The 20,478-nt window shown below is 72.0% G+C and carries 15 protein-coding genes; 11 read left to right on the plus strand and 4 right to left on the minus strand.

Annotated features, from left to right (window positions below; genetic code table 11):
* Positions 1-220: 220 nt before the first annotated feature.
* The 9 genes from LCD31_RS20480 to LCD31_RS20520 all read left to right on the plus strand — a co-directional run bounded on the left by LCD31_RS20480 (position 221) and on the right by LCD31_RS20520 (position 14,886).
* Complete coding sequence (locus LCD31_RS20480; RefSeq protein WP_224960313.1) at positions 221-7,360, plus strand: non-ribosomal peptide synthetase; 7,140 nt, start codon at positions 221-223, stop codon at positions 7,358-7,360.
* Positions 7,357-7,554 (plus strand): MbtH family protein, encoded by a 198-nt coding sequence (locus LCD31_RS20485; RefSeq protein WP_224960315.1) that lies wholly within the window; start codon positions 7,357-7,359, stop codon positions 7,552-7,554. The genes LCD31_RS20480 and LCD31_RS20485 overlap by 4 nt, the downstream gene beginning before the upstream one ends.
* Before the next feature lie 12 nt (positions 7,555-7,566).
* A complete protein-coding gene (locus LCD31_RS20490) occupies positions 7,567-8,988 on the plus strand; it encodes a DHA2 family efflux MFS transporter permease subunit (protein ID WP_224960317.1) in 1,422 nt (473 codons plus the stop codon).
* A gap of 125 nt (positions 8,989-9,113) precedes the next feature.
* Positions 9,114-9,947 (plus strand): siderophore-interacting protein, encoded by an 834-nt coding sequence (locus tag LCD31_RS20495; RefSeq protein WP_224960319.1) that lies wholly within the window; start codon positions 9,114-9,116, stop codon positions 9,945-9,947.
* 66 nt (positions 9,948-10,013) lie between these two features.
* Positions 10,014-11,357 carry a lysine N(6)-hydroxylase/L-ornithine N(5)-oxygenase family protein gene (locus LCD31_RS20500; RefSeq protein WP_224960321.1) on the plus strand — a complete coding sequence of 448 codons (1,344 nt, stop codon included), beginning with the start codon at positions 10,014-10,016 and terminating at the stop codon, positions 11,355-11,357.
* A 134-nt stretch (positions 11,358-11,491) separates the two neighbouring features.
* A complete protein-coding gene (locus tag LCD31_RS20505) occupies positions 11,492-12,598 on the plus strand; it encodes an LLM class flavin-dependent oxidoreductase (protein WP_224960324.1) in 1,107 nt (368 codons plus the stop codon).
* Between the two features lie 117 nt (positions 12,599-12,715).
* Positions 12,716-13,093 (plus strand): DUF3817 domain-containing protein, encoded by a 378-nt coding sequence (locus tag LCD31_RS20510; RefSeq protein WP_224960326.1) that lies wholly within the window; start codon positions 12,716-12,718, stop codon positions 13,091-13,093.
* The gene (locus tag LCD31_RS20515) at positions 13,090-14,022 is read left to right on the plus strand and encodes a heme o synthase (RefSeq protein WP_224960327.1); all 933 of its coding nucleotides are present in this window, start codon (positions 13,090-13,092) and stop codon (positions 14,020-14,022) included. Before LCD31_RS20510 ends, LCD31_RS20515 begins: the two co-directional genes overlap by 4 nt.
* Before the next feature lie 207 nt (positions 14,023-14,229).
* Positions 14,230-14,886, plus strand: coding sequence for a Crp/Fnr family transcriptional regulator (locus tag LCD31_RS20520; RefSeq protein ID WP_224960329.1), 657 nt, complete (start codon positions 14,230-14,232; stop codon positions 14,884-14,886).
* Between the two features lie 4 nt (positions 14,887-14,890).
* Here the strand turns inward: LCD31_RS20520 and LCD31_RS20525 are convergent, their stop codons facing one another.
* Positions 14,891-15,436 carry a Pycsar system effector family protein gene (locus LCD31_RS20525; protein ID WP_224960331.1) on the minus strand — a complete coding sequence of 182 codons (546 nt, stop codon included), beginning with the start codon at positions 15,434-15,436 and terminating at the stop codon, positions 14,891-14,893.
* Between the two features lie 430 nt (positions 15,437-15,866).
* Positions 15,867-16,472 (minus strand): TetR/AcrR family transcriptional regulator, encoded by a 606-nt coding sequence (locus LCD31_RS20530; protein WP_224960333.1) that lies wholly within the window; start codon positions 16,470-16,472, stop codon positions 15,867-15,869.
* 151 nt (positions 16,473-16,623) lie between these two features.
* On the opposite strand from LCD31_RS20530, the gene LCD31_RS20535 reads away from it, so the two are divergent.
* Entirely contained in the window at positions 16,624-17,553 is a 930-nt protein-coding gene (locus tag LCD31_RS20535; protein ID WP_224960335.1) for an alpha/beta fold hydrolase, read from the plus strand.
* 50 nt (positions 17,554-17,603) lie between these two features.
* Here the strand turns inward: LCD31_RS20535 and LCD31_RS20540 are convergent, their stop codons facing one another.
* Entirely contained in the window at positions 17,604-18,392 is a 789-nt protein-coding gene (locus tag LCD31_RS20540) for an SDR family NAD(P)-dependent oxidoreductase (RefSeq protein WP_224960337.1), read from the minus strand.
* Between the two features lie 210 nt (positions 18,393-18,602).
* Here LCD31_RS20540 and LCD31_RS20545 point away from each other — a divergent pair, with 210 nt between their 5' ends.
* On the plus strand, positions 18,603-19,052 hold the full coding sequence (locus LCD31_RS20545; RefSeq protein ID WP_224960339.1) for a MarR family winged helix-turn-helix transcriptional regulator: 450 nt from the start codon (positions 18,603-18,605) through the stop codon (positions 19,050-19,052).
* A 467-nt stretch (positions 19,053-19,519) separates the two neighbouring features.
* Here LCD31_RS20545 and LCD31_RS20550 read toward each other — a convergent pair whose 3' ends face one another.
* On the minus strand, positions 19,520-20,140 hold the full coding sequence (locus LCD31_RS20550; protein ID WP_224960338.1) for a bifunctional 2-polyprenyl-6-hydroxyphenol methylase/3-demethylubiquinol 3-O-methyltransferase UbiG: 621 nt from the start codon (positions 20,138-20,140) through the stop codon (positions 19,520-19,522).
* Between the last annotated feature and the right edge of the window lie 338 nt (positions 20,141-20,478).

Genomic DNA, 20,478 nt, shown 5'->3' on the forward strand with positions numbered 1-20,478 from the left:
GCGCCCCCGGGCCCCGGGGGGGGGGGGCGCCGCCGGCGGGGGGCGCCCGTCCCACCAACTTGCCGGCCCCCCGGGCCCCCCCACCCCACGGGCTCGGGTGGTTACCGCCGGGTGGACGCCTCCCCGCTGAGAGGTAGCGCACGCAGCAGGGGTTCTGGTCACTCGGCGGACGGTGAAATAAGGTTAGCCTTACTTTGTCCGTGTCCCGTGGGGGAGAACGATGCCGGAGCCTCTGGACGTGTCGCTGCCGCTGTCCGCCGCGCAGGCGGGGATCTGGTTCGCGCAGGCCCTCGACCGCGCGAACCCGATCTACAACACGAGCGAGTACGTCGAGATCCACGGCCCGGTGGAGCCGGAGCTGTTCGAGGACGCGCTCAACGTGGTGCTCGCCGAGGCGGAGTCGCTGCGCATCCGGGTGGTGGAGGCGGCGGACGGCCCGCGCCAGGTGATCGACCCGCCGTGGCACCTGGACCTGCCGGTCGTGGACGTCAGCGGCGACGCGGATCCGCTGGCCGCGGCGCTGAGGTGGATGCGCGCGGACCTGGCGGAACCGGTCGACCTGACGGTCGGCGGGCAGCGGGGCAGGTTGTTCACCGCGGCGCTGGTGAAGCTCGCCGACGACCACTGGCTCTGGTACCAGCGGATCCACCACGTGGCGATCGACGGCTACGGCTTCTCGATCGTGCTGCGCCGGGTCGCGGAGGCCTATTCGGCGCTGGTCGCGGGCGAGAAGCCGGCGGATTCGCCGTTCGAGCCGCTGTCGGCGCTGCTCGACGCGGAACAGGACTACCGCGGGTCGGACAAGTTCGAGCGGGACCGGCGGTTCTGGCGCGAGTCGTTCGCCGACGAGCCGGAGGCGACGACGCTGGCGGGCCGGTCGGGCCGCACCGCGCGCACCTTCGTGCGCCGCGTCGCCGACGTGGGTTCGGGTGCGGCGGACGCGTTGGCGGGTGCCGCGCAGCAGAGCCGCACGATTTGGCCGGACGCGTTCATCGCCGCGTTCGCCGCCTACCTGCACCGGGTGACGGGCCGGCGCGAGGTGGTGCTGGGCCTGCCGGTGATGGGGCGGCTCGGTTCGGCGGCGTCGCGGGTGCCGGGCATGGTCGTGAACGTGCTGCCGCTGCGGCTGGCCGTCACCCCGGAGACGACCCGGGACGAGCTGATCGCGCAGGTCGCGAAGGCCGTGCGGCAGGTGCGCAAGCACCAGCAGTACCGGGGCGAGGACCTGCGCCGGGACCTGCGGCTGCTGGGCACCGATCGCCCGCTGTTCGGCCCGATGATCAACGTGAAGGCGTTCGACTACGACCTGTGCTTCGGCGAGCACACCTCGACGGTGCACAACCTGGCCGCGGGCCCGGTGGAGGACCTGACGGTGTCGGTGTACACGGCGGGCACCGGGATGCGCTTCGAGTTCGACGCGAATCCCGACCTGTACACCGGCGACGAGGTCGACGCGCACCGCGAGCGGTTCCTGCGCTTCCTGGACCGGTTCGCCGCGGGGGACGGCGCGGTCGGCGAGCTGGACCTGCTGTCCGCCGACGAGCGGCGGTTGGTGCTGGAGGAGTGGAACGGCGGCCCGGTCGGCCCCGACCTGTCGGCGAAGACGCTGCCGGAACTGTTCGAGGACCAGGTCCGCCGCACCCCGGAAGCGGTGGCGCTGACCTGGGGCGACGAGCAGCTGACGTACACGGACCTGGACGCGCGGGCGAACCGCTTGGCGCACTGCCTGATCGACCACGGGGTCGGCCCGGAGCAGCTGGTGGCGCTGGCGCTGCCGCGCTCGGCGGAGCTGGTGGTGTCGGTGCTGGCGGTGCTCAAGGCCGGTGCCGCCTACCTGCCGCTGGACCCGGGGAACCCGGCGAGCCGCATCGCCTACATCGTGGCGGATTCCGAGCCGGCGATGCTGATCAGCGACACCGCGCACCACGAGAACCTGCCCGCCGACATCCCGCGGCTGCTGCTGGACGACCCGGCGAGCGCCGCGCAGATCGCCGAGCACTCGCAGCGGGATCCGCTCGGCGGCGAGCGCGGCCCGCTGACCCCGGACCACGCCGCGTACGTCATCTACACGTCCGGTTCGACGGGGCAGCCGAAGGGCGTGGTCATCCCGCATCACAACGTGGTGCGCCTGTTCACCGCGACGGAGCCGTGGTTCGGGTTCGGCACCGAGGACGTGTGGACGCTGTTCCACTCGTACGCCTTCGACTTCTCGGTGTGGGAGCTGTGGGGCGCGCTGCTGCACGGCGGCAGGCTGGTGGTGGTGCCGCACGAGGTGAGCCGTTCCCCGGAGGACTTCCTGGACCTGCTGGTGCGGGAGCGGGTGACGGTGCTGAACCAGACGCCGTCGGCGTTCTACCAGCTCGTCGAGGCGGACCGGAACGCGCCAGAGCCGAGCCGGGAGCTGGCGTTGCGCCGCGTCGTGTTCGGCGGTGAGGCGCTGGACCTGTCCCGCCTCGACGACTGGTACGCGCGGCACCCCGACGCACCCAAGTTGATCAACATGTACGGGATCACCGAGACGACGGTGCACGTCTCGTACGTGGAGCTGGACCCCGAGCTGGTGGCGCGCCGCGACGGCAGCCTCATCGGCCGCGGCATCCCGGACCTGCGGGTGTACCTGTTGGACGAGAACCTGCAGCCGGTGCCGCCGGGCGTGGTCGGCGAGCTCTACATCGCCGGGGCGGGCCTGGCGCGCGGCTACCTGGGACGGCGCGGGCTGACCGCGTCCCGGTTCGTCGCCGACCCGTTCGGCGCGGGCGGCACCCGGATGTACCGCTCGGGCGACCTGGCCCGGTGGCGCGACGGCGGCCTGCTGGAGTTCGTGGGCCGCGCCGACCACCAGGTGAAGATCCGCGGGTTCCGCATCGAGCTCGGCGAGATCGAGGCGCGCCTCGCCGCCCACCCGCAGGTCTCGCAGGCGACGGTGGTGGCGCGCGAGGACCAGCCGGGCGACCACCGGCTGGTCGGCTACGCGGTGTCGACCGCCGACCCGGCGGAGCTGCGCGCGCACCTGGCCGCGGAGCTGCCGGACTACATGGTGCCGTCCGCGGTGGTGCTGCTGGACGCGTTGCCGTTGACGGCGAACGGGAAGCTGGACGTCCGCGCGCTGCCCGCGCCGGACTTCGCGGCGCAGGCCACCGGCCGCGCCCCGCGGGACCAGGTCGAATCGGCGCTGTGCCGGTTGTTCGGCGAGGTGCTCGGGGTGCCGGAGGTCGGCATCGACGACGGGTTCTTCGACCTCGGCGGGCATTCGCTGCTGGCGACGCGGCTGCTGGCGCGGGTGCGCGGCGAGCTCGGGGTGGAGGTCTCCATCCGCACCCTGTTCGACCACCCGACGGTGGCGGGGCTGGTGCGGCGGCTGGGACCGGCGCTGCGGGCCCGCCCGGAGCTGCGACCGGTGCCGCGCCCGGACGAGGTGCCGCTGTCGTTCGCCCAGCAGCGGCTGTGGTTCCTGCACCGGCTGGAGGGGCCGAGCGCCACCTACAACCTGCCGATCGGGGTGCGGCTGTCCGGCGAGCTGGACGTGGCGGCGTTGCGCGCCGCGCTCGGTGACGTCGTCGGCAGGCACGAGAGCCTGCGCACCACGTTCCCGGACCGGCAGGGCGAGCCGCGGCAGCGGGTGCTGCCCGCCGCCGCACCGGAGCTGCCGGTGCACGAGGTCGCCGCCGCCGAACTGGACGAGGCGCTGGAAACCGCGGCCCGGCACGGCTTCGACCTGGCGCAGGAGCCGCCGCTGCGCGCCGAGCTGTTCCGCACCGGCGAGCGGGAGCACGTGCTGCTGGTGCTGCTGCACCACATCGCCACCGACGAGTGGTCGATGGCGCCGTTGCTGCGCGACCTGGCGACCGCCTACGCCGCCCGGCTGCGCGGTGCGGCACCGGAGTGGCCGCCGCTGCCGGTGCAGTACGCGGATTACGCGCTGTGGCAGCGGGAACTGCTCGGGGACGAGCAGGACGAGCACAGCCTCGCCGCCCGCGAACTCGCGTTCTGGCGGGCGGAGCTGGCCGGGCTGCCCGACGAGCTGGCGCTGCCCGCCGACCACCAGCGGCCCGCGGCACCCAGCCACCGCGGCGGCACCGTGCGGTTCTCCCTCGACGCCGCGCTGCACCGGGACCTGCGGGCGCTGGCCGCGGCGCACCGGGCGAGCCCGTTCATGGTGGTGCAGGCCGGGTTGGCCGCGCTGCTGACCAGGCTCGGCGCGGGCACCGACATCCCCATCGGTACCCCGGTGGCGGGTCGCTGCGACGACCGGCTCGACGAGCTCGTCGGGTTCTTCGTGAACAGCCTCGTGCTGCGCACCGACACCTCGGGGGAGCCGACGTTCGCGGAACTGCTGGACCGGGTGCGCCAGGCCGACCTGGCCGCCTACGACCACGCGGAACTGCCGTTCGAGCGGCTCGCCGAGGTGCTCAACCCGTCGCGTTCGCTGGCCCGGCACCCGCTCTTCCAGGTGATGCTGGCCTACTGGGGCGAGGCGGAGGCGGTGCACGCCGAACTCCCCGGCCTCAAATCCACTGTGGACACGGTGGACGCCGGGGCGGCGAAGTTCGACCTGGCGCTGAGCATGCGCGAGACCGGCGACGGGGTCGACGGCGTCGCCCAGTTCAGCGCCGACCTGTTCGAGCAGCGCAGCGTGGAAGCGCTCACCGCCCGCTTCGTGCGGTTGCTGACCGCCGCCGCGGCCGCCCCGGACACCCCGATCGGCGACCTGGACCTGCTGGACGCCGAGGAGCGGCGGCGGATCTTCCGCTGGGGCGACGCGGTGCCGGAGCAGGACGTGCGGCCCGCGACCTTCCCCGACCTGCTCGACGCGCGGATCGCGGCGCACCCGGACGAGCCGGCGCTGGTCTTCGAGGACGTGGAGCTCAGCTACGCCGAACTGGGCGAGCGGGTGAACGCGCTGGCGCACCTGCTGATCGAGCGCGGTGCCGCCCCCGGCCGGATCGTCGGCGTGATGCTGCCGCGCTCCCCGGAACTGATCATCGGGCTGCTGGCGGTGCTGGCCTCCGGAGCCGCTTACCTGGCGCTGGACCCGGACTACCCGGCGGACCGGTTGCAGCACATGATCGACGACGCGGAGCCGGGCCTGGTGCTGGCGCGTTCGGATCGCGTCCCCGAGGGGGCGCCCGCGGTGCTGCTGGACGACGCGGAGGTGCGCACGGCGCTCACCGCCCGGCCCACCGGTACCCCGCCTCGCAAGTCCACTGCGGATGATCCCGCGTACGTGATCTACACCTCCGGTTCCACCGGCAGGCCCAAGGGCGTCGTCGTCCCGCACACCGGGGTCGTCGGGCTCGTCGCCACCCAGGCGCAGCGGGTCGGCGTCACCGCCGAGAGCAGGGTGCTGCAGTTCGCCTCGCCGAGCTTCGACGTGGCGTTCTGGGAGATCTGCATGGGCCTGCTCTCCGGCGGCACCCTCGTCGTGGTGCCCGCCGACCGGCGGGTGCCGGGCGCGCCGCTGGCCGACTACGCCGCCGAGCACGGGGTGACGCACCTGGCCATCGGCCCGTCCGTGATGGGCATGTTCCCGCCCGAGGTGGACCTGCCGCCGAACGCGACCCTGCTGTGCGGCGCGGAGAAGGTGCCCGCCGACCTGGTGCAGCGCTGGGCCCGGGACCGCCGGATGCTGAACTGCTACGGGCCGACCGAAGCGACCGTGAACTCCACGCTGTGGGACTGCGAACCGGACACCGGCACCTCGGTGCCCATCGGCGTCCCCGACCCCGGCACCCGGCTGTACGTGCTCGACGCGGCGCTGCGCCCGGTACCGCCGGGCGTCGTCGGCGAGCTGTACGTCTCCGGCACCGGGCTCGCGCACGGCTACCTGAAGCGGCCCGGGCTCACCGCGGAACGCTTCGTCGCCGACCCGTACGGCGCCCCCGGCTCCCGCATGTACCGCACCGGCGACCTGGTGCGGTGGCGTTCCGACGGAGCGCTGGACTTCGCCGGGCGCGCCGACGACCAGGTCAAGATCCGCGGCTTCCGCATCGAACCCGGCGAGGTCGAAGCCGCGCTGGCCCGCCACCCCGCGGTCGGCCAGGTCGCCACCGTGGTCCGCGAGGACCGGCCCGGTGACAAGCGGCTCATCGGCTACGTCGTCGCCCAGCAGGACGTGGAGCAGGCGGAACTGCGCGCGCACGTCGCCGAATCGCTGCCGGACTACATGGTGCCCGCCGCGATCGTGTTCGTGGACGCGCTGCCGCTGATGCCGAACGGCAAGCTGGACCGCGCCGCGCTGCCCGAACCCGACTTGGCCGCCGCCGTCGGCTCCGCCGTGCCGCGCGACCCCACCGAAGAAGTGCTGTGCGAGCTGTTCGCGGAAGTCCTCGAACTACCGCGGGTCGGGGTGCACGACGGGTTCTTCGACCTGGGCGGGCACTCGCTGCTCGCGGCCCGGCTGATCGCCCGCATCGACGAGGCGCTCGGCGTGAAGCTCAACGTCGGCAGCCTGTTCGCCGCCCCCACCGTCGCCGGCCTCGGCGCGCGGGTCCGCACCGGCGGCAAGGGTGACGCGCTGGGCATCCTGCTGCCGCTGCGCACCGACGGGACGGAGGAACCGCTGTTCTGCGTGCACCCGGCCGCCGGGCTCGCCTGGCCGTTCTCCGGGCTGATGAAGCACATCGACCCGCAGCGCCCGCTCTACGGCCTGCAGTCCCGGGGGCTCGACGAACCGGCACCGGTGCTCGACGACCTCGCCGCGATGGCCGCCGAGTACCTGGAGCACGTGCGCACCGTGCAGCCGCACGGGCCGTACCACTTCCTCGGCTGGTCCTTCGGCGGCGTCATCGCCCACGAGATGAGCACCCAGCTGCAGGACCAGGGCGAACAGGTCCGGTTCCTCTGCATGCTGGACTCGTACCCGAAGGACGTGTGGGACGTGCTGCCCACCGAGGAGGAGGCGCTCAAGGCGCTGCTGTACATGGCGGGCTACGACATGGCGCGGCTCGGCGACGGGCCGCTGCGCCGCGAGGACGTGATGGAGATCCTCTCCGCCGAGGGCAGCGCCCTGGCCAACCTCGAAGAGCACACCGTCAAGGCGATCATCGACAACTTCGCCAACTGCGCCGTGCTGGAGAACGAGGCCGACCACGGCACCTTCCACGGCGACCTGCTGTTCTTCACCGCCACCGAGAACCAGGCGAAGGCCTCGCTCACCCCCCGGATGTGGGAGCCGTACGTGGACGGCGTCGTGGAGAACCACGACATCGCCTGCGAGCACAAGGACATGACCCGCCCCGCCCCGCTCGCCGAGATCGCGGCCATCGTCGAAGATCGGCTCCGCGGCGCCGCGGGGTCCGACCGGCGAACCGCCTCCGACCAGCGAACCGCCTCCGACCAACGAAGGAGTTCCGGAGCATGAGCAACCCGTTCGACGACGCCGACGGCTCGTTCTACGCCCTGATCAACGACGAGGACCAGTACTCGCTGTGGCCGGAGCGGATCCGAGTGCCCGACGGCTGGACCGTCGCCCACGGCCCCGCCGACCGGAAGTCCTGCCTGGACCACATCGAGGTGCACTGGACGGACATCCGCCCGGCCCGCAACAGCGTGTAAATCGGGAAACCAATGCGTGTGAACGACCCCAAGGTCGCGGTCTGCGTCGTCTACGTCGCCGCGATGTTCATGAACGGCATGGACGCCACCATCGTGAACGTGGCGCTGCCCGCCATCGGCGCCGAGTTCGGGGTGCCGCCGAGCGCCACCAGCGCCATCAACATCGGCTACCTGGTGAGCCTCGCGGTGTGCATCCCGGTGTCCGGGTGGCTCGGCGACCGGTTCGGCACGAAGAAGGTGTTCCTGGCAGCGTTCGGCGCGTTCGTGCTGGCCTCCGCGCTGTGCGGGGCGGCGCAGGACCTCACCCAGCTGACCCTCGCCCGCATCGTGCAGGGCGCGGGCGGCGGGGTGCTGAGCCCGGTGGCGCTGACCATGCTGTTCCGCGCCTACCCGCCGCAGGAGCGGATCAAGCTGTCCCGGGTGCTGGTGATCCCGACCGCCGTCGCCCCCGCGCTGGGGCCGGTGCTCGGCGGGCTGTTCGTGGAGCAGCTCACCTGGCGGTGGGGTTTCTTCGTGAACGTGCCGTTCGGGGTGCTGGCGCTGGTGTACGGAGCGCTGCGGCTGCGGGAGCACGTCGAATCGGTGCACAAGCGGTTCGACCTGGTCGGGTTCGCGCTCGCCGCGCCCGGCCTGGGGCTGCTGATGTACGCGCTGGACGCGGTGTCGATGCGCGGGCCCGGCTCGCCGCACTTCTACCTGGCCGGCGCGGTCGGCCTCGGCTGCCTGGTGGCGCTGGTGGTGAGCCAGCTGCGGTCGCGGCAGCCGATGCTGGACGTGCGGTTGTTCGGCGACGCCTCGTTCCGGCGGGCCAGCCTGATCCTGGCGACGTGCGTGGCCGGGTTCCTCGGCACCCTCTACGGGTTCACGTTGATGTACCAGACGGGGATGGGCGCCTCGCCGTGGGAGACGGGCCTGGTGACGCTGCCGAAGGCGGTGGGGCTGATGGTGGCTTCGCAGGCGGTGACCTGGGCGCACCCGAAGTGGGGTCCGCGGCTGCTGATCGCGGTGGCGATGCTCGGCGCGGCCGGGTCGTTCGCAGCGATGAACCTGGTGACCGGACCGCTGTCGGCGGGCGTCGTGCAGTTCGCCTCCGGTTTCTTCGTCGGCGCCGCCTCGATCGAGTTGCAGGTGGTCGCGTTCGCGACGATCAGCGCCACCGCCACCGGCGGTGCCTCCACACTGTTCAACGTGCAGCGCCAGGTCGGTTCGGCGCTGGGCGTGGCGGTGACGGCGGGGGTGCTGGCGATCGGCGGCGCGGGATCTTCCGGGTCGCTGGGCGTCTACCACTTTGCGATGCTCGTCTCCGCCGGATTCGCGCTGCTCGGCGTCCTGGTGGCGTTGCGCATCAAGAACCCGGCGGAACTGCGCACCACCGCTGGTCGCGCGGCCGAAGCCGGGGACGGGGCCGACGCGGTGCCCGCCGGGCGGGGCTGACGGTTCCGCCCGAGCGGGTGGCGAGATCTGGCCCACCGGATGAAGACATCCCGACGTTCTATGGTTAGGCTAGCCTTAATTCCAGTGATCGTTCTGGAGACAGTGAGGAAGGAACGCCAGGCCCGATGACGACAGCGGACCGACCCCGACGCGGCGCACACCGCCGTCCGCCGACCCGCACGCTGGAAGTGCTGCGCACGACGGAGCTCTCGCCGTCCATGCGGCGCATCACCCTCGGCGGCGAGGAACTCACCGGATTCCGCGAGCAGCACAGCGGGCCCAACGTGAAGGTGTTCGTTCCGCAACCCGGTCAGCATCGCCCGGTGCTCCCCGTCCTCAACGACGAAGGCCGCTACGACTGGCCCGAACCGCACGAACGACCCACCATGCGCACCTACACGGTGCGCCGCTACGACGAGCAGCGCGGCGAGCTGGACATCGACTTCGTCATGCACGGGGAACACGGTGTCGCCGCGTCCTGGGCGCGCCGCGCAGAACCCGGCGACTACCTCGGCGTGCTCGGACCCGGTGGGCGCACCTGCCGGGAAGCCGACTGGTACCTGCTGGTCGGCGACGAGACGGCGATGCCGGCCATCGCCTCCATCATCGAAGAGCTCCCGATCACCGCCAGCGGACAGGTCTTCCTCGAAGTCGGCGGGAGCGGCGACCAGCAGCACATCGAATGCCCGCCGAACGTGCGGATGACCTGGCTGCACCGCGACGGGATCCCCGCGGGGCGTTCCACCCTGCTCGCCGACGCGGTCCGCGACCTCGACATCCCCGACACCCTCGACGTGTCGGCCTGGGTCTCCGGTGAATCCGGGGTCGTCCGCGGAATTCGCCGCCACCTGCGGCAGGACCGCGGGTTCGACCCCGCGTCGGTGCTCGCCATCGGCTACTGGAAGGCCGGCATGGCCGAAACCGACTACCACGATCGATACAACCACGACCGCGACTGACGAGCGGTCTGCGGATTCCACCGTGCCCGCGCGCGACACCGACCGGGTACCGGCGAAGGGACAACCGTGTCTGCGGCTCCGACCCACGTGCAAGGCCACGTCCAGGACATCCTGGGCATCGGCTTCGGCCCCTCCAACTTAGCGCTGGCCGTAGCCGTCGAGGAACACAACCGCCGATGCGGTGAGGGCGAACGGCTCGACGCGAGCTTCCTGGAACGCAAACCGCAGTTCGGCTGGCACCGCGGGATGCTCATCGAGGGCACCACCATGCAGGTCTCGTTCCTCAAGGACCTCGTGACGATGCGGGAGCCCGCCAGCGACTTCTCCTTCCTGTCCTACCTGCAGGACAAGAACAGGCTCGTCGACTTCATCAACCACAAGACGATGTTCCCCACCCGCGTCGAATACCACGACTACCTGGAGTGGGCCGCGGGCAGGCTCGACCACCTCGTCCAGTACGACGCCGAAGTCATCGACGTGCGGCCCGTGCAGGACGGCGAGGTCTTCGAAGTGCTCGTGCGGCACGGCTCCGGCCAGGTCACCACCAGCCGCGCCCGCAACATCGTGGTCGCCGTCGGGCTCGAAGCGAGCCTGCCGCCCGGCGCCGAGCTCGGCGACCGCGTGTGGCACAACCTCGAACTCATGCACCGCGTCGGCGAACTCCGCGACAGCGAACCGCGCCGGTTCACCGTCATCGGCGCCGGTCAGAGCGCCGCCGAGGTCACCGACTACTTGCACCGCACGTTCACCGGCGCCGAGGTCTGCTCGGTGTTCAGCCGGTACGGGCACACTCCCGCCGACGACAGCCCCTTCGCCAACCGCATCTTCGACCCTGACGCGGTCGACCACTTCTACACCGCGCCGAGCGGGGTGAAGCAGATGCTCATGGACTACCACCGCAACACCAACTACTCGGTGGTCGACCTCGAACTCATCGAGCAGCTCTACGCGCGGGCCTACCAGGAGAAGGTGCGCGGCGAGGAACGGCTGCGGATGCTCAACGCCTCCCGCATCGTCGACGTGCGCGCCACCGACGACGGCGTCGCCGTCACCGTCGAATTCCTCCCGACCGGGGAGCGCACCGTCCTCGACTCCGACGTGCTCGTCTACGCCACCGGCTGCCGTCCCGGCGACCCTGGGCGGTTCCTCGGGCGCACCTGGGAGGAATGCCTCCGCGACGGCGACGGGCAGGTGCAGGTCGACCGCGACTACCGGGTGCGCACCACCGGCAGCGTGCGCGGCGGCGTGTACTTCCAAGGCGGGACCGAGCACACCCACGGCATCACCTCCTCGCTGCTGTCGAACGGTGCGGTGCGGGCCGGGGACATCCGCGAGTCGATCCTGCGCCACCGCAGCTCGCCGGCCCCGGCTGCGCACCCGGACTACGCGCTCACCGGCGACCGGGCCTGACCCGAGCGGGGGAGTGAACGGACCGTTCGTCCAACTAGATCGGACGAACGGTCCGTTCACCCGCGTCCGGGCGTGTGAGCACCCGCACAGCGGCCCGGGAACAAAGCCCCGCTGCCGGATGGTTGCAAGCGGCGATGGACACCGTCGCCAACCCGGACCGCACCGCCCTCGAGGCCGGCGGTCCCGCATCCCGGCCCGACCCGATCCGCGGCACCGCCCGCGGCCGCTCGGCCGTGCCGCTGTCGATCTTGGACCTCGCGCCCGTCGGCGCGCAGACGACGCCGGGGGAGGCGCTGGCCACCACCACCGAACTCGCCCGGGCCGCCGAGCGCTGGGGATTCCACCGGCTGTGGGTCGCCGAGCACCACGGCATGCCGGGCATCGCGAGCTCCTCCCCGCCGGTGGTGATCGCGCACCTGGCGTCGGCGACGAGCACGCTGCGCCTCGGTTCGGGCGGGGTGATGTTGCCGAACCACGCGCCGCTGGTCGTGGCCGAGCAGTTCGGCACCTTGCAGGCGCTGCACCCGGGTCGCATCGACCTGGGCATCGGCCGTGCCCCCGGCACCGACCAGGGGACGGCGCGGGCGCTGCGCCGCACCGGCGGCCCGCTCTCGGTGGACGACTTCCCGGAGCAGCTGGGCGACCTGCTGCGGTTCCTCGGCGACGGTTTCAGCGCCGACCACCCGTACGCCGAGGTGAGTTCGGTGCCGCACGGGCAGGCGCCGCCGGTGTGGTTGCTCGGTTCGAGCGGGTTCAGCGCGCAGGTCGCGGGCGCGCTCGGGTTGCCGTTCGCGTTCGCCCACCACTTCTCGGCGCGCAACACGCTGCCTGCGCTGGACCTGTACCGGAAGTCGTTCCAGCCCTCCGAGGTGCTGGCCGAGCCGTACTCGATGATCGGCGCGCAGGCGATCGCGGCCGACACCGAGCAGGAGGCGCTGGACCTGGCGCGTCCGATGGCGTTGAGCATGCTGCGGCTGCGCAGCGGGAACCCGGGCCGGATGCCGAGCCCGCAGGAGGCGCGGGACTACCCGTACTCCGCGGTGGAGCAGAGCATCGTGGACTCGTGGCTGGCGGACGCGATCCACGGCACGCCGGATTCGGTGCACGCGGAGCTGGAGGAGCTGCGGGCACGCACCGAGGTCGACGAGCTGATGCTCACCGCGAACCTGTACGACCGGGACGCGAAGCTGCGCTCCTACGAGTTGATCGCCCGCGCCTACGGTCTGCCCGGAGTGTCCTGAGCCACGCCATCGCGTGGCCGGCACCACTGTCCCGCCAGGTCACGCGCAGGCGTGCACCGGTGGTGGCGTACGGTCGTTTCCGGTGTTCGTGGCAGAGGCGGGATTGAGGGATCTGTGGTGAAGCCTGGCGTTCTGGCCGCATACCGGGTCATGGCGTACGTGACAGCGGTGCTGCTCATCTTGCTGTGCTTGGCGATGGTGTTCAAATACCTGTGGCCCGAGGGTTCGTCCGCGCAGCTGATGGGCGACTCGTGGACGACCACGATCGGCATCGGCCACGGTTACCTCTACATCGTGTACCTGTTCGTCGCGCTGGTGACGACGGTGCAGCTGCGCATCCCGTACGGCCGGATGCTGCTGGTGCTGCTGGCCGGGACGATCCCGCTCGGCGCGTTCTTCGCGGAGCGCAAGGTGGTGCTGTGGCACCGGCTGCGCACCGGTGGTGAACCGCTGCCGTTCGAGGCCGCGGCGACGACCGGGTCGACGAGCTCATGACGGCCGTTCCCGAACAGGCGGAAGCAGCTCCCACCACCACTGCGAAGCGGCGCGGCGTGCTGGCCGCCTACTTCGCGCTCACCAAGCCGCGCGTCATCGAGCTGCTGCTGGTCACCACGATCCCGGCGATGTTCCTGGCCGAGCGCGGCATCCCGTCGCCGTGGCTGGTGCTGGTGACGCTGGTCGGCGGCGCCATGTCGGCGGGCAGCGCGAACGCGTTGAACTGCGTGGCCGACTCGGACATCGATGCGGTGATGCACCGCACCCGCAGCCGTCCGCTGGTGAGCTACGAGGTGCCGCGCAAGCACGCCTTGATCTTCGGGATCGTGTTGGGCGCCGTGTCGTTCGCGGTGCTGGCGATCGGGGCGAACCTGCTGGCGGCGGTGCTGTCGCTGGCCGCGATCCTGTTCTACGTCTTCGTGTACACGCTGCTGCTCAAGCGCCGCACCTCGCAGAACATCGTGTGGGGCGGTGCGGCGGGCTGCATGCCGGTGGTGATCGGCTGGGCCGCGGTGGCGGGCGAGGTCGAGTGGCCGGCGCTGGTGATGTTCGCGGTCGTGTTCCTGTGGACGCCGCCGCACTTCTGGTCGCTGGCGATGAAGTACCGGGACGACTACGCGCGGGCCGGGGTGCCGATGCTGCCGGTGGTGGCGACGCCGCGGCAGGTGTCGGCGCGGATCCTGGTGTACAGCTGGGCGACGGTCGCCTCCACGCTGCTGCTGGTGCCCGCGACGAGCTGGGTGTACGTGGCGATCGCGGTGCTGTCCGGCGCGGCGTTCCTGATCGTGGCGCAGCGGCTGCACGCTTCGGTGCGGCAGGGGCGCGCGACGAATCCGATGACGTTGTTCCACCTGTCGAACTCGTACCTGGCGGTGCTGTTCGTGGCGATCGCGGTGGACGCCGCGGTGGGCCTGCCGACCTTCAGCTGACGTCGGTCGCACGCGGTCGCGTCCGGCCGGGACGTCGGTGTGGTGGGCGGCCTCTCGCACCGCTCCTCGTCCGGGTGCTGGCCGAGCCCGGCCCACGCCTGTCAAGCTCGGGTCCTCCACGATCATGGTCGGCCGCACTCGGCCACCGGGTTGCAGCGGAGTGCCGGGGTGCGTGGAACCCCGCGGAGGCGCGCGAGCGGGGGCGGCATGGGCGAGCGGTGGAACGAGGCGGCGGTGGCCGCGTTGCGGTCGGTGGGCACGTCCCGGCGGTGGCGGGGAGGTGCCGTCCTGTTCGGCGTGGGGGACCGGTCGGACCACGTGCTGCTGATCCGCAGCGGCCAGGTCAAGGTGTGGTCGATGTCGACGCGGGGCGCGGAGACGGTGCTCGCGATCCGCGGGCCCGGCTCGGTGATCGGCGAGTTCTCCGCGGTGGACGGGCGACCGCGGGCTTCCGCCGTGACGGCGCTGGGGCCGGTGCAGGCGGACGTGGTGCCGGGCGCCGAGTTCCGCCGGTTCCTGCACGAACACCCCGACGTGATGTTCGAGCTGCTGGTCGGCGTGGTGGCCCGGATGCGCGAGTCCGACCGGTACCGGGTGGAGTTCACCTCGTCCGGGGTGGGGCAGCGGCTGGCCCGGCTGTTGCTGGACCTGGTGCGCGAGCACGGGGTGCCGGACGGGCCCGGCCGGTACGCGATCGCGATCCCGTTGAGCCAGGCCGAGTTGGCTGCCGCGACCAGCGCGTCCCGCGAGACGGTGGCGCGGGCCTTGCGGGAGCTGCGGGACCGCGGCGCCGTCGACACGCGGCGGCGCCGGATCGCGGTGCTGGACCGAGAACTGCTCGCCCAGCACGCGGGGTTCGAGTAGCGGCTCAGCGCACCGCGAGCAGCGCCGTCCACGCCAGAAACGCCAGCAGCGCCCCGCAGGAGCAGTGCAGCGCGATGCGCAGGCGCCGGTACTTGGTGGCGGCGATCTGCGCCAGCGCCTCCGCCTGCTGCCAGGCCTGCGCGCACAGCTCGGTAGCCGTGGCTCCGTGCGCCGGGCGGAAGGCTGGGAAGGCGAACGCGTTCGCCCCGCCGGCCGGAGCGCCGGTGCGCGGCGTGAGCACGGCCGCGAGGTGCAGCAGCGCGCCTAGCGCCCCGCACAGCAGCAGCCCCAGCAGCACCAGCGACGCGGCCCGCAGCGGGCCGTGCTGCAGCGCCGCGGCGTGGGACCCGGACATGGCGTTGCCCGCGCCGCCGATGCCGATGCCGAGCGCGGGGATCAGCAGCCCCGCTTTGGTGTCGGCGCCGGAGATCCAGGTGCGGAAGTCACCTGCGGTGCGCAGCGCCACGTCCAGTTCCTGCTCGGGGGTGAGGTGGTCGTCGGTGGCGGGCTCGGGCTGCGGAGCGGGACGAGGTGCGGTGCGGCGGGCCATGGCGGAGTCCTCCCTGCGGTGGGCGATCTCGTTGCGTGACCAGTTCAGCACTCGTGGTGTTCGGGTTCTGCGTCAGACGCCACAGAGCGGGGTGCCGCACTCCGCCCCCTTGTTGGAGTGAACGGACCGTTCGTCCCATCTAGTTGGTCGAACGGTCCGTTCATTCGGCGCGACCGGTGCACCGCGGCGGCGAGCGACGGCCTCTTTCCGAGCCCCGCCGTGTGGAGTGAACGGACCGCTTGTCCGATCTAGTTGGTCGAACGGTCCGTTGACTCCACGGGCCTCCCGTCGGTGCGGGGCGTCGCTGCGCGTGGGTGAACGGACCGTGTGTCCAGTCCCGTTGGTCGAACGGTCCGTTGACTCGGAGTTCGGTGGCTCCGGAGCGGAGTGAACGGACCGTTCGTCCCATCTAGTTGGTCGGAGGGTCCGTTCACTCCGTTCGCGGCGGCGTGGCCAGCGCCGCCGCGATGTGCTCGTAAGCGAGGTCCGCGACGGTGCGCAGTTCGGCCACCGGTGTCCCGGCGAGGTGCAGCACGGTCAGCGACTGGTTGATCGCGGCCGCGTACAGCGCCAGGTCGTCGAGCCGTTCCGCGGGCACCGCGTCTTCGGCGGGCCGGAGGGCGGCGCGGATCTCGGCGCGCTGCCCGGCGAGGGCGCCGGCGACGACCTCGCGCACCGGCGCGTCCAGGTCGGCGGTTTCGGCGGCGAGCCGGGTGATCAGGCAGCCGGCGGGCACCTCGGGGTCGGCGAGCCGGGTGAGCACGGTGTCGAAGAACGCGCGGACGGCGGCGGTGGGGTCGTCCGGGCGGTAGCGCAGGGCGGCGGACATGGGCGCGGCGAACAGTTCGGCGTAGCGGCGGACGCTGCGCTGGAGCAGTTCGTCCTTGCCGCCGAAGGTGGAGTACAGCGATCCGCGGCCGAGCCCGGTGGCGGTGAGCAGTCTGCTGAGGCTGGCTTCGGCGTAGCCGTGCTCCCAGAACACGTGCATCGCTCCGTCCAGGGCGGTGTCGACGTCGAACTGCTTGCGTCCTGCCATCTGGCGCACTCCCTCCGCCATGTTTGACCGATCGTTCCAACATGGCTAGTGTAGGTCGTACCGGCCGGCCCGGCCACCCAGGTGAGCCGTCCGCTAGGCGCCGAGCGGTACCGGCCGGGTTCCCCTCCTTCGTCGAACACGGAGTTTCCTCGTGACCTCAACCGAAGTTCCGCACGGCCCCGGTTCCCTCGCTTCGGCGCCGCTGCTGCCGGACGGTTTCACCGAGACCTTCCGGGACCACTACGCCACGGCGGGCGGTCTGCGCACGCACTACCTGAGCGGTGGCGACGGTCCGCCGCTGCTGGTGCTCGGCGGCTGGCCGCAGAACTGGTACCAGTGGCGCTTCGTCCTGCCGGAGCTCGCCGAGCGGTTCTCCGTCGTGGTGGTGGACCCGCGCGGCGTGAACCTGACGGACAAGCCCGCCGCCGGCTACGACTCCGGGACGCTGGCCACCGATCTGGTGGAGCTGATGCGCGAGCTCGGCCACGAGCGGTTCGCGCTCGTCTCGCACGACATCGGTGCCTGGACCGGCTACGCGCTGGCCGCCGACCACCCGGAGGTGCTGGAGCGGGCGGTGTTCTCGGAGGCGATCGTGCCCGGGCTGTCCGAGTCACCGCCGCTGCTGGCCGACCGGCGGACCAGCGATCTCCTGTGGCACTTCAACTTCAACCGCGCGCTGGAGATCAACGAGCGGTTGGTGCGCGGACGGGAGGACGTCTACTTCGGGCACCAGTTCGCCACGAAGGCCGCCACGCCGACGTCGATCCCGGGGCACGCGGTGCAGGTCTACGTGGACGCGCTGCGCGACCCGGAGGCACTGCGGGCCAGCTTCGACTACTACCGCGCCATCGATTCGATCATCGAGCAGAACCTGGTGCGGCGTGAGCGGAAGCTGACGTTGCCGGTGCTGACGATCGCCGGTTCGGAGTCCATCGGGGAAGGCATGGCGGCCGAGATCGGCGCGGTCGCGACGGACGTCACCAGCGTCGTGCTGCAGGGTGCCGGGCACTACGTGCCGGAGGAGGATCCGGTGGGCATGCTCGCCGCGATGCGCCCGTTCCTGGCCGAGTACCGCGGTTGAGCAGCGGCGGATCCGGTGGGCTCGACCGCCCGCCGGTTCCGCGGCACCGCTCAGGTCAGCGAGGGGGCGACGCCGCCGTCCACCCGCAGCGCGGCCCCGGTCGTCGCCGAGCCGGCCTCCGATCCGGCGTAGAGCACCAGGCTCGCCACCTCGTCGGGGCGGATCAGCCTGCCGAGCAACGAGCTCGGGCGCTCCTCGGCGATGAAGCGGCGCTCCGCCTCCTCGAACGGCACGTCGTCGCCGACCCGGCTGGCGATGAACTCCGCGACGCCGGGCGTCAGCGTCGGGCCGGGCAGCACGCTGTTCACGGTGACGCCGGTGCCCTTGACCTCCTGGGCCATGCCGCGCGCCACGGACAGCTGCGCGGTCTTGGTCATGCCGTAGTGCACCATCTCGGTGGGGATGAAGATCGAGGACTCGCTGCTGATGAAGATCACCCGGCCCCAGCCGCGCTGCACCATGCGCGGGGTGTAGTGCCTGGCCAGGCGCACCCCGGAGAGCACGTTCACCTCGAAGAACCGGGACCATTCCGCGTCGCTGATCTCGAAGACCGGGGTGGCGGAGAAGATCCCGGCGTTGTTCACGAGAACGTCCACGTCGGGCAGCTCGGTGATGAGCGCTTCGGCGCCTTCGGCCGTGCCGATGTCCGCGGCGATGCCGCGCACCGAACCGCCGGTGTCGGCGCGCAGCGATTCGACGGTGGCGTCGACCCGGTCCTGGGACCGGCCGTTGACGACGACGTCGGCTCCGGCGCGGGCGAAGCTCGCCGCGATGGCTTTCCCGATGCCGCTGGTGGAGCCGGTGACCAGGGCGGTGCGGCCGGTCATGTCGGTGTTCATCGGTGTTCGCTCTCCTCGGGTGTTCGCCACGGGGTTCCCGCTGGGGCGCGGGGTGATGCGGGTGTTTCGGCGTGCGTGGGAAGAAATGCGGCTTCAGCTGGTAGTTGCACGCGCTTGCTAAATAGTTGCAGGCGCTTTCTATCTGCGCAAGCTGCTATGGTGGTGGGGAGAGTGAGCTCACCCGTCGAGCTCGCCGGTAGGAGGTGTGGCGTGGGGATCGCCGACGACGCGGTCGAAGTGCGGGCACAAGGCTGGCGCACCCTCGCCGCATTGCACGGAATGCTCGAATCCGCCCTGGAGAAGGCGCTCACCGCCGACCACGGGCTGTCCGTCGTCGAGTACACCGTCCTCGACGCGCTCAGCAGGCAGGACGGCTGGCACATGCGCATGCAGCAGCTCAGCCGCGCCGCCGCGCTCAGCGGCAGCGCCACCACCAGGCTCGTCACCCGGCTCGAAGACCGGGGGCTGCTCACCCGGATCCTGTGCAAGGACGATCGGCGGGGCATCTACACCGAACTCACCGACGAAGGCCGCGCGCTCCTCGAGCAGGCGCGGCCCACCCACGACGCGGCGCTCGAGAAGACCCTCGCCGAAGCCGAACAGGTCCCCGAACTCGGCGACCTCGTCGACGCCTTCCACCGGGTCACCGCCCGGGCCTGACACCCCGATCGGGAGTGGAGGGGCCCGGGGGGGCCCGGGGCCCCCCCCCCCGGGCCGCCCCCCCCCCCCCCGGGCCCCCCCCCCGCCGCGCCGGCCGGCCCGCCCCCCCGGGGGGGGGCCCCCCCCCCGCGGGCCCCCCCCCCGCGCCCCGCCCCCGGCCCCCCCCCCCACGTCCACGTGCGCACCCGCGCCTACGCCGACCGTCGCCCCGGAACGCCCGCCCGTCCCATCGCTGCAGCGATGGGTGGACGGACCGTTCGTCCGATCTGGTTGGGCGAACGGTCCGTTCGCTCCGGTGCGAGTGGTCGGCACCGGGCCAGGGATTTCCGAGTGAACGGACCCTTTGTCCCATCTCGTTGGTCGAAGGGTCCGTTCACCCGGGGAAGTGGTTCGTGCGCGATCGGTCCTGTCGCCGCCGATGTGGGTGAACGGACCGTTCGTCCCATCTCGTTGGTCGAACGGGCCGTTCACCCGGAGAAGGTCGGGACGGGCTTGTCCCAGGTGAGCGCGTAGCGCCACAGCAGCAACCTGCGGTACTGGACGCCGGGCAGCTGTCGCTGCGCGCCCTGGCGCACCTCATCCCAGGTCATGATCGGGTCCTTCGCCGGGACCTCCGGCGGCTCGGTGACCCCGCCGTGCCTGCGGGCGAGGAAGCGGTGCACCGGGATCGCCGCGATGTCCCTCGCCCAGTCCAGCGGGGTGTGGTGCCGGGCCAGGCCGACGAGCACCAGCCTCCCACCGGGGGCGAGCATCCGGCCCATGGCGGTGAGCGTGGAATCGAAGTCCATGTGGTGCAGCGCGGCGACGCTGCTGATGAACCCGTACGAGCCGTCCCGCGCCTTCGCGGCGAAATCGACGAAGTCCGAGTCCACATAGGACACGTTGTCGTACTGGTAGCTGGCGCGGCGGGCTTGGCGGATCATCGTGCGGGAGCGGTCGATGCCCGTGGCGCGCTTCGCCCTCGACGCCAGCGCGCGCACCAGCGTCCCGTCGCCGCACCCGACGTCGAGCGCCGCGTCGCATCCTTCGGGCACCGAGTCGAGAACGAGCGGGTGGTAGTGCACGTTGTGGCTCCACTGCTCCGACACCGGCTCACCCTAACCACCTGCACTGCGGCTTTCGCCGGGTCGTGGTAGGTGCCGGGAGGTCTCGGAACCGCGCTCCGCCCTCGGCGCTCGAGACGTCGGATCCCTTGGGCCGCAACGGGTTCCACTGCGGATGTCCGCGCCTGCCCGGCGCGCTGGATCCGGGGCGGCGGCACCTCGACGCGAGGGCGGGCCGGGGAACGACGTGCAGCCGTAGTGCAAAAGTGATCAGCGGTGCCGGGTCGTTGTCGTCCCGTGACACCGGCGCCACGCGCACCGGCCGCAGCGAGCCGGGTGAACGGACCGTTCGACCAACGAGATGGGACAAACGGTCCGTTCAC

Origin of the sequence: Saccharopolyspora sp. 6M (assembly GCF_020176775.1) — a bacterium.
Taxonomy (GTDB): Bacteria; Actinomycetota; Actinomycetes; order Mycobacteriales; family Pseudonocardiaceae; genus Saccharopolyspora_C; species Saccharopolyspora_C gregorii.

Coding starts and splice junctions, on each gene's coding strand:
- LCD31_RS20515 (WP_224960327.1), top strand. CDS start 13,090: ATGACGGCCGTTCCCGAACAGGCGGAAGCAGCTCCCACCACCACTGCG.
- LCD31_RS20480 (WP_224960313.1), top strand. CDS start 221: ATGCCGGAGCCTCTGGACGTGTCGCTGCCGCTGTCCGCCGCGCAGGCG.
- LCD31_RS20505 (WP_224960324.1), top strand. CDS start 11,492: ATGGACACCGTCGCCAACCCGGACCGCACCGCCCTCGAGGCCGGCGGT.
- LCD31_RS20490 (WP_224960317.1), top strand. CDS start 7,567: ATGCGTGTGAACGACCCCAAGGTCGCGGTCTGCGTCGTCTACGTCGCC.
- LCD31_RS20485 (WP_224960315.1), top strand. CDS start 7,357: ATGAGCAACCCGTTCGACGACGCCGACGGCTCGTTCTACGCCCTGATC.
- LCD31_RS20495 (WP_224960319.1), top strand. CDS start 9,114: ATGACGACAGCGGACCGACCCCGACGCGGCGCACACCGCCGTCCGCCG.
- LCD31_RS20525 (WP_224960331.1), bottom strand. CDS start 15,436: ATGGCCCGCCGCACCGCACCTCGTCCCGCTCCGCAGCCCGAGCCCGCC.
- LCD31_RS20530 (WP_224960333.1), bottom strand. CDS start 16,472: ATGGCAGGACGCAAGCAGTTCGACGTCGACACCGCCCTGGACGGAGCG.
- LCD31_RS20520 (WP_224960329.1), top strand. CDS start 14,230: ATGGGCGAGCGGTGGAACGAGGCGGCGGTGGCCGCGTTGCGGTCGGTG.
- LCD31_RS20540 (WP_224960337.1), bottom strand. CDS start 18,392: ATGAACACCGACATGACCGGCCGCACCGCCCTGGTCACCGGCTCCACC.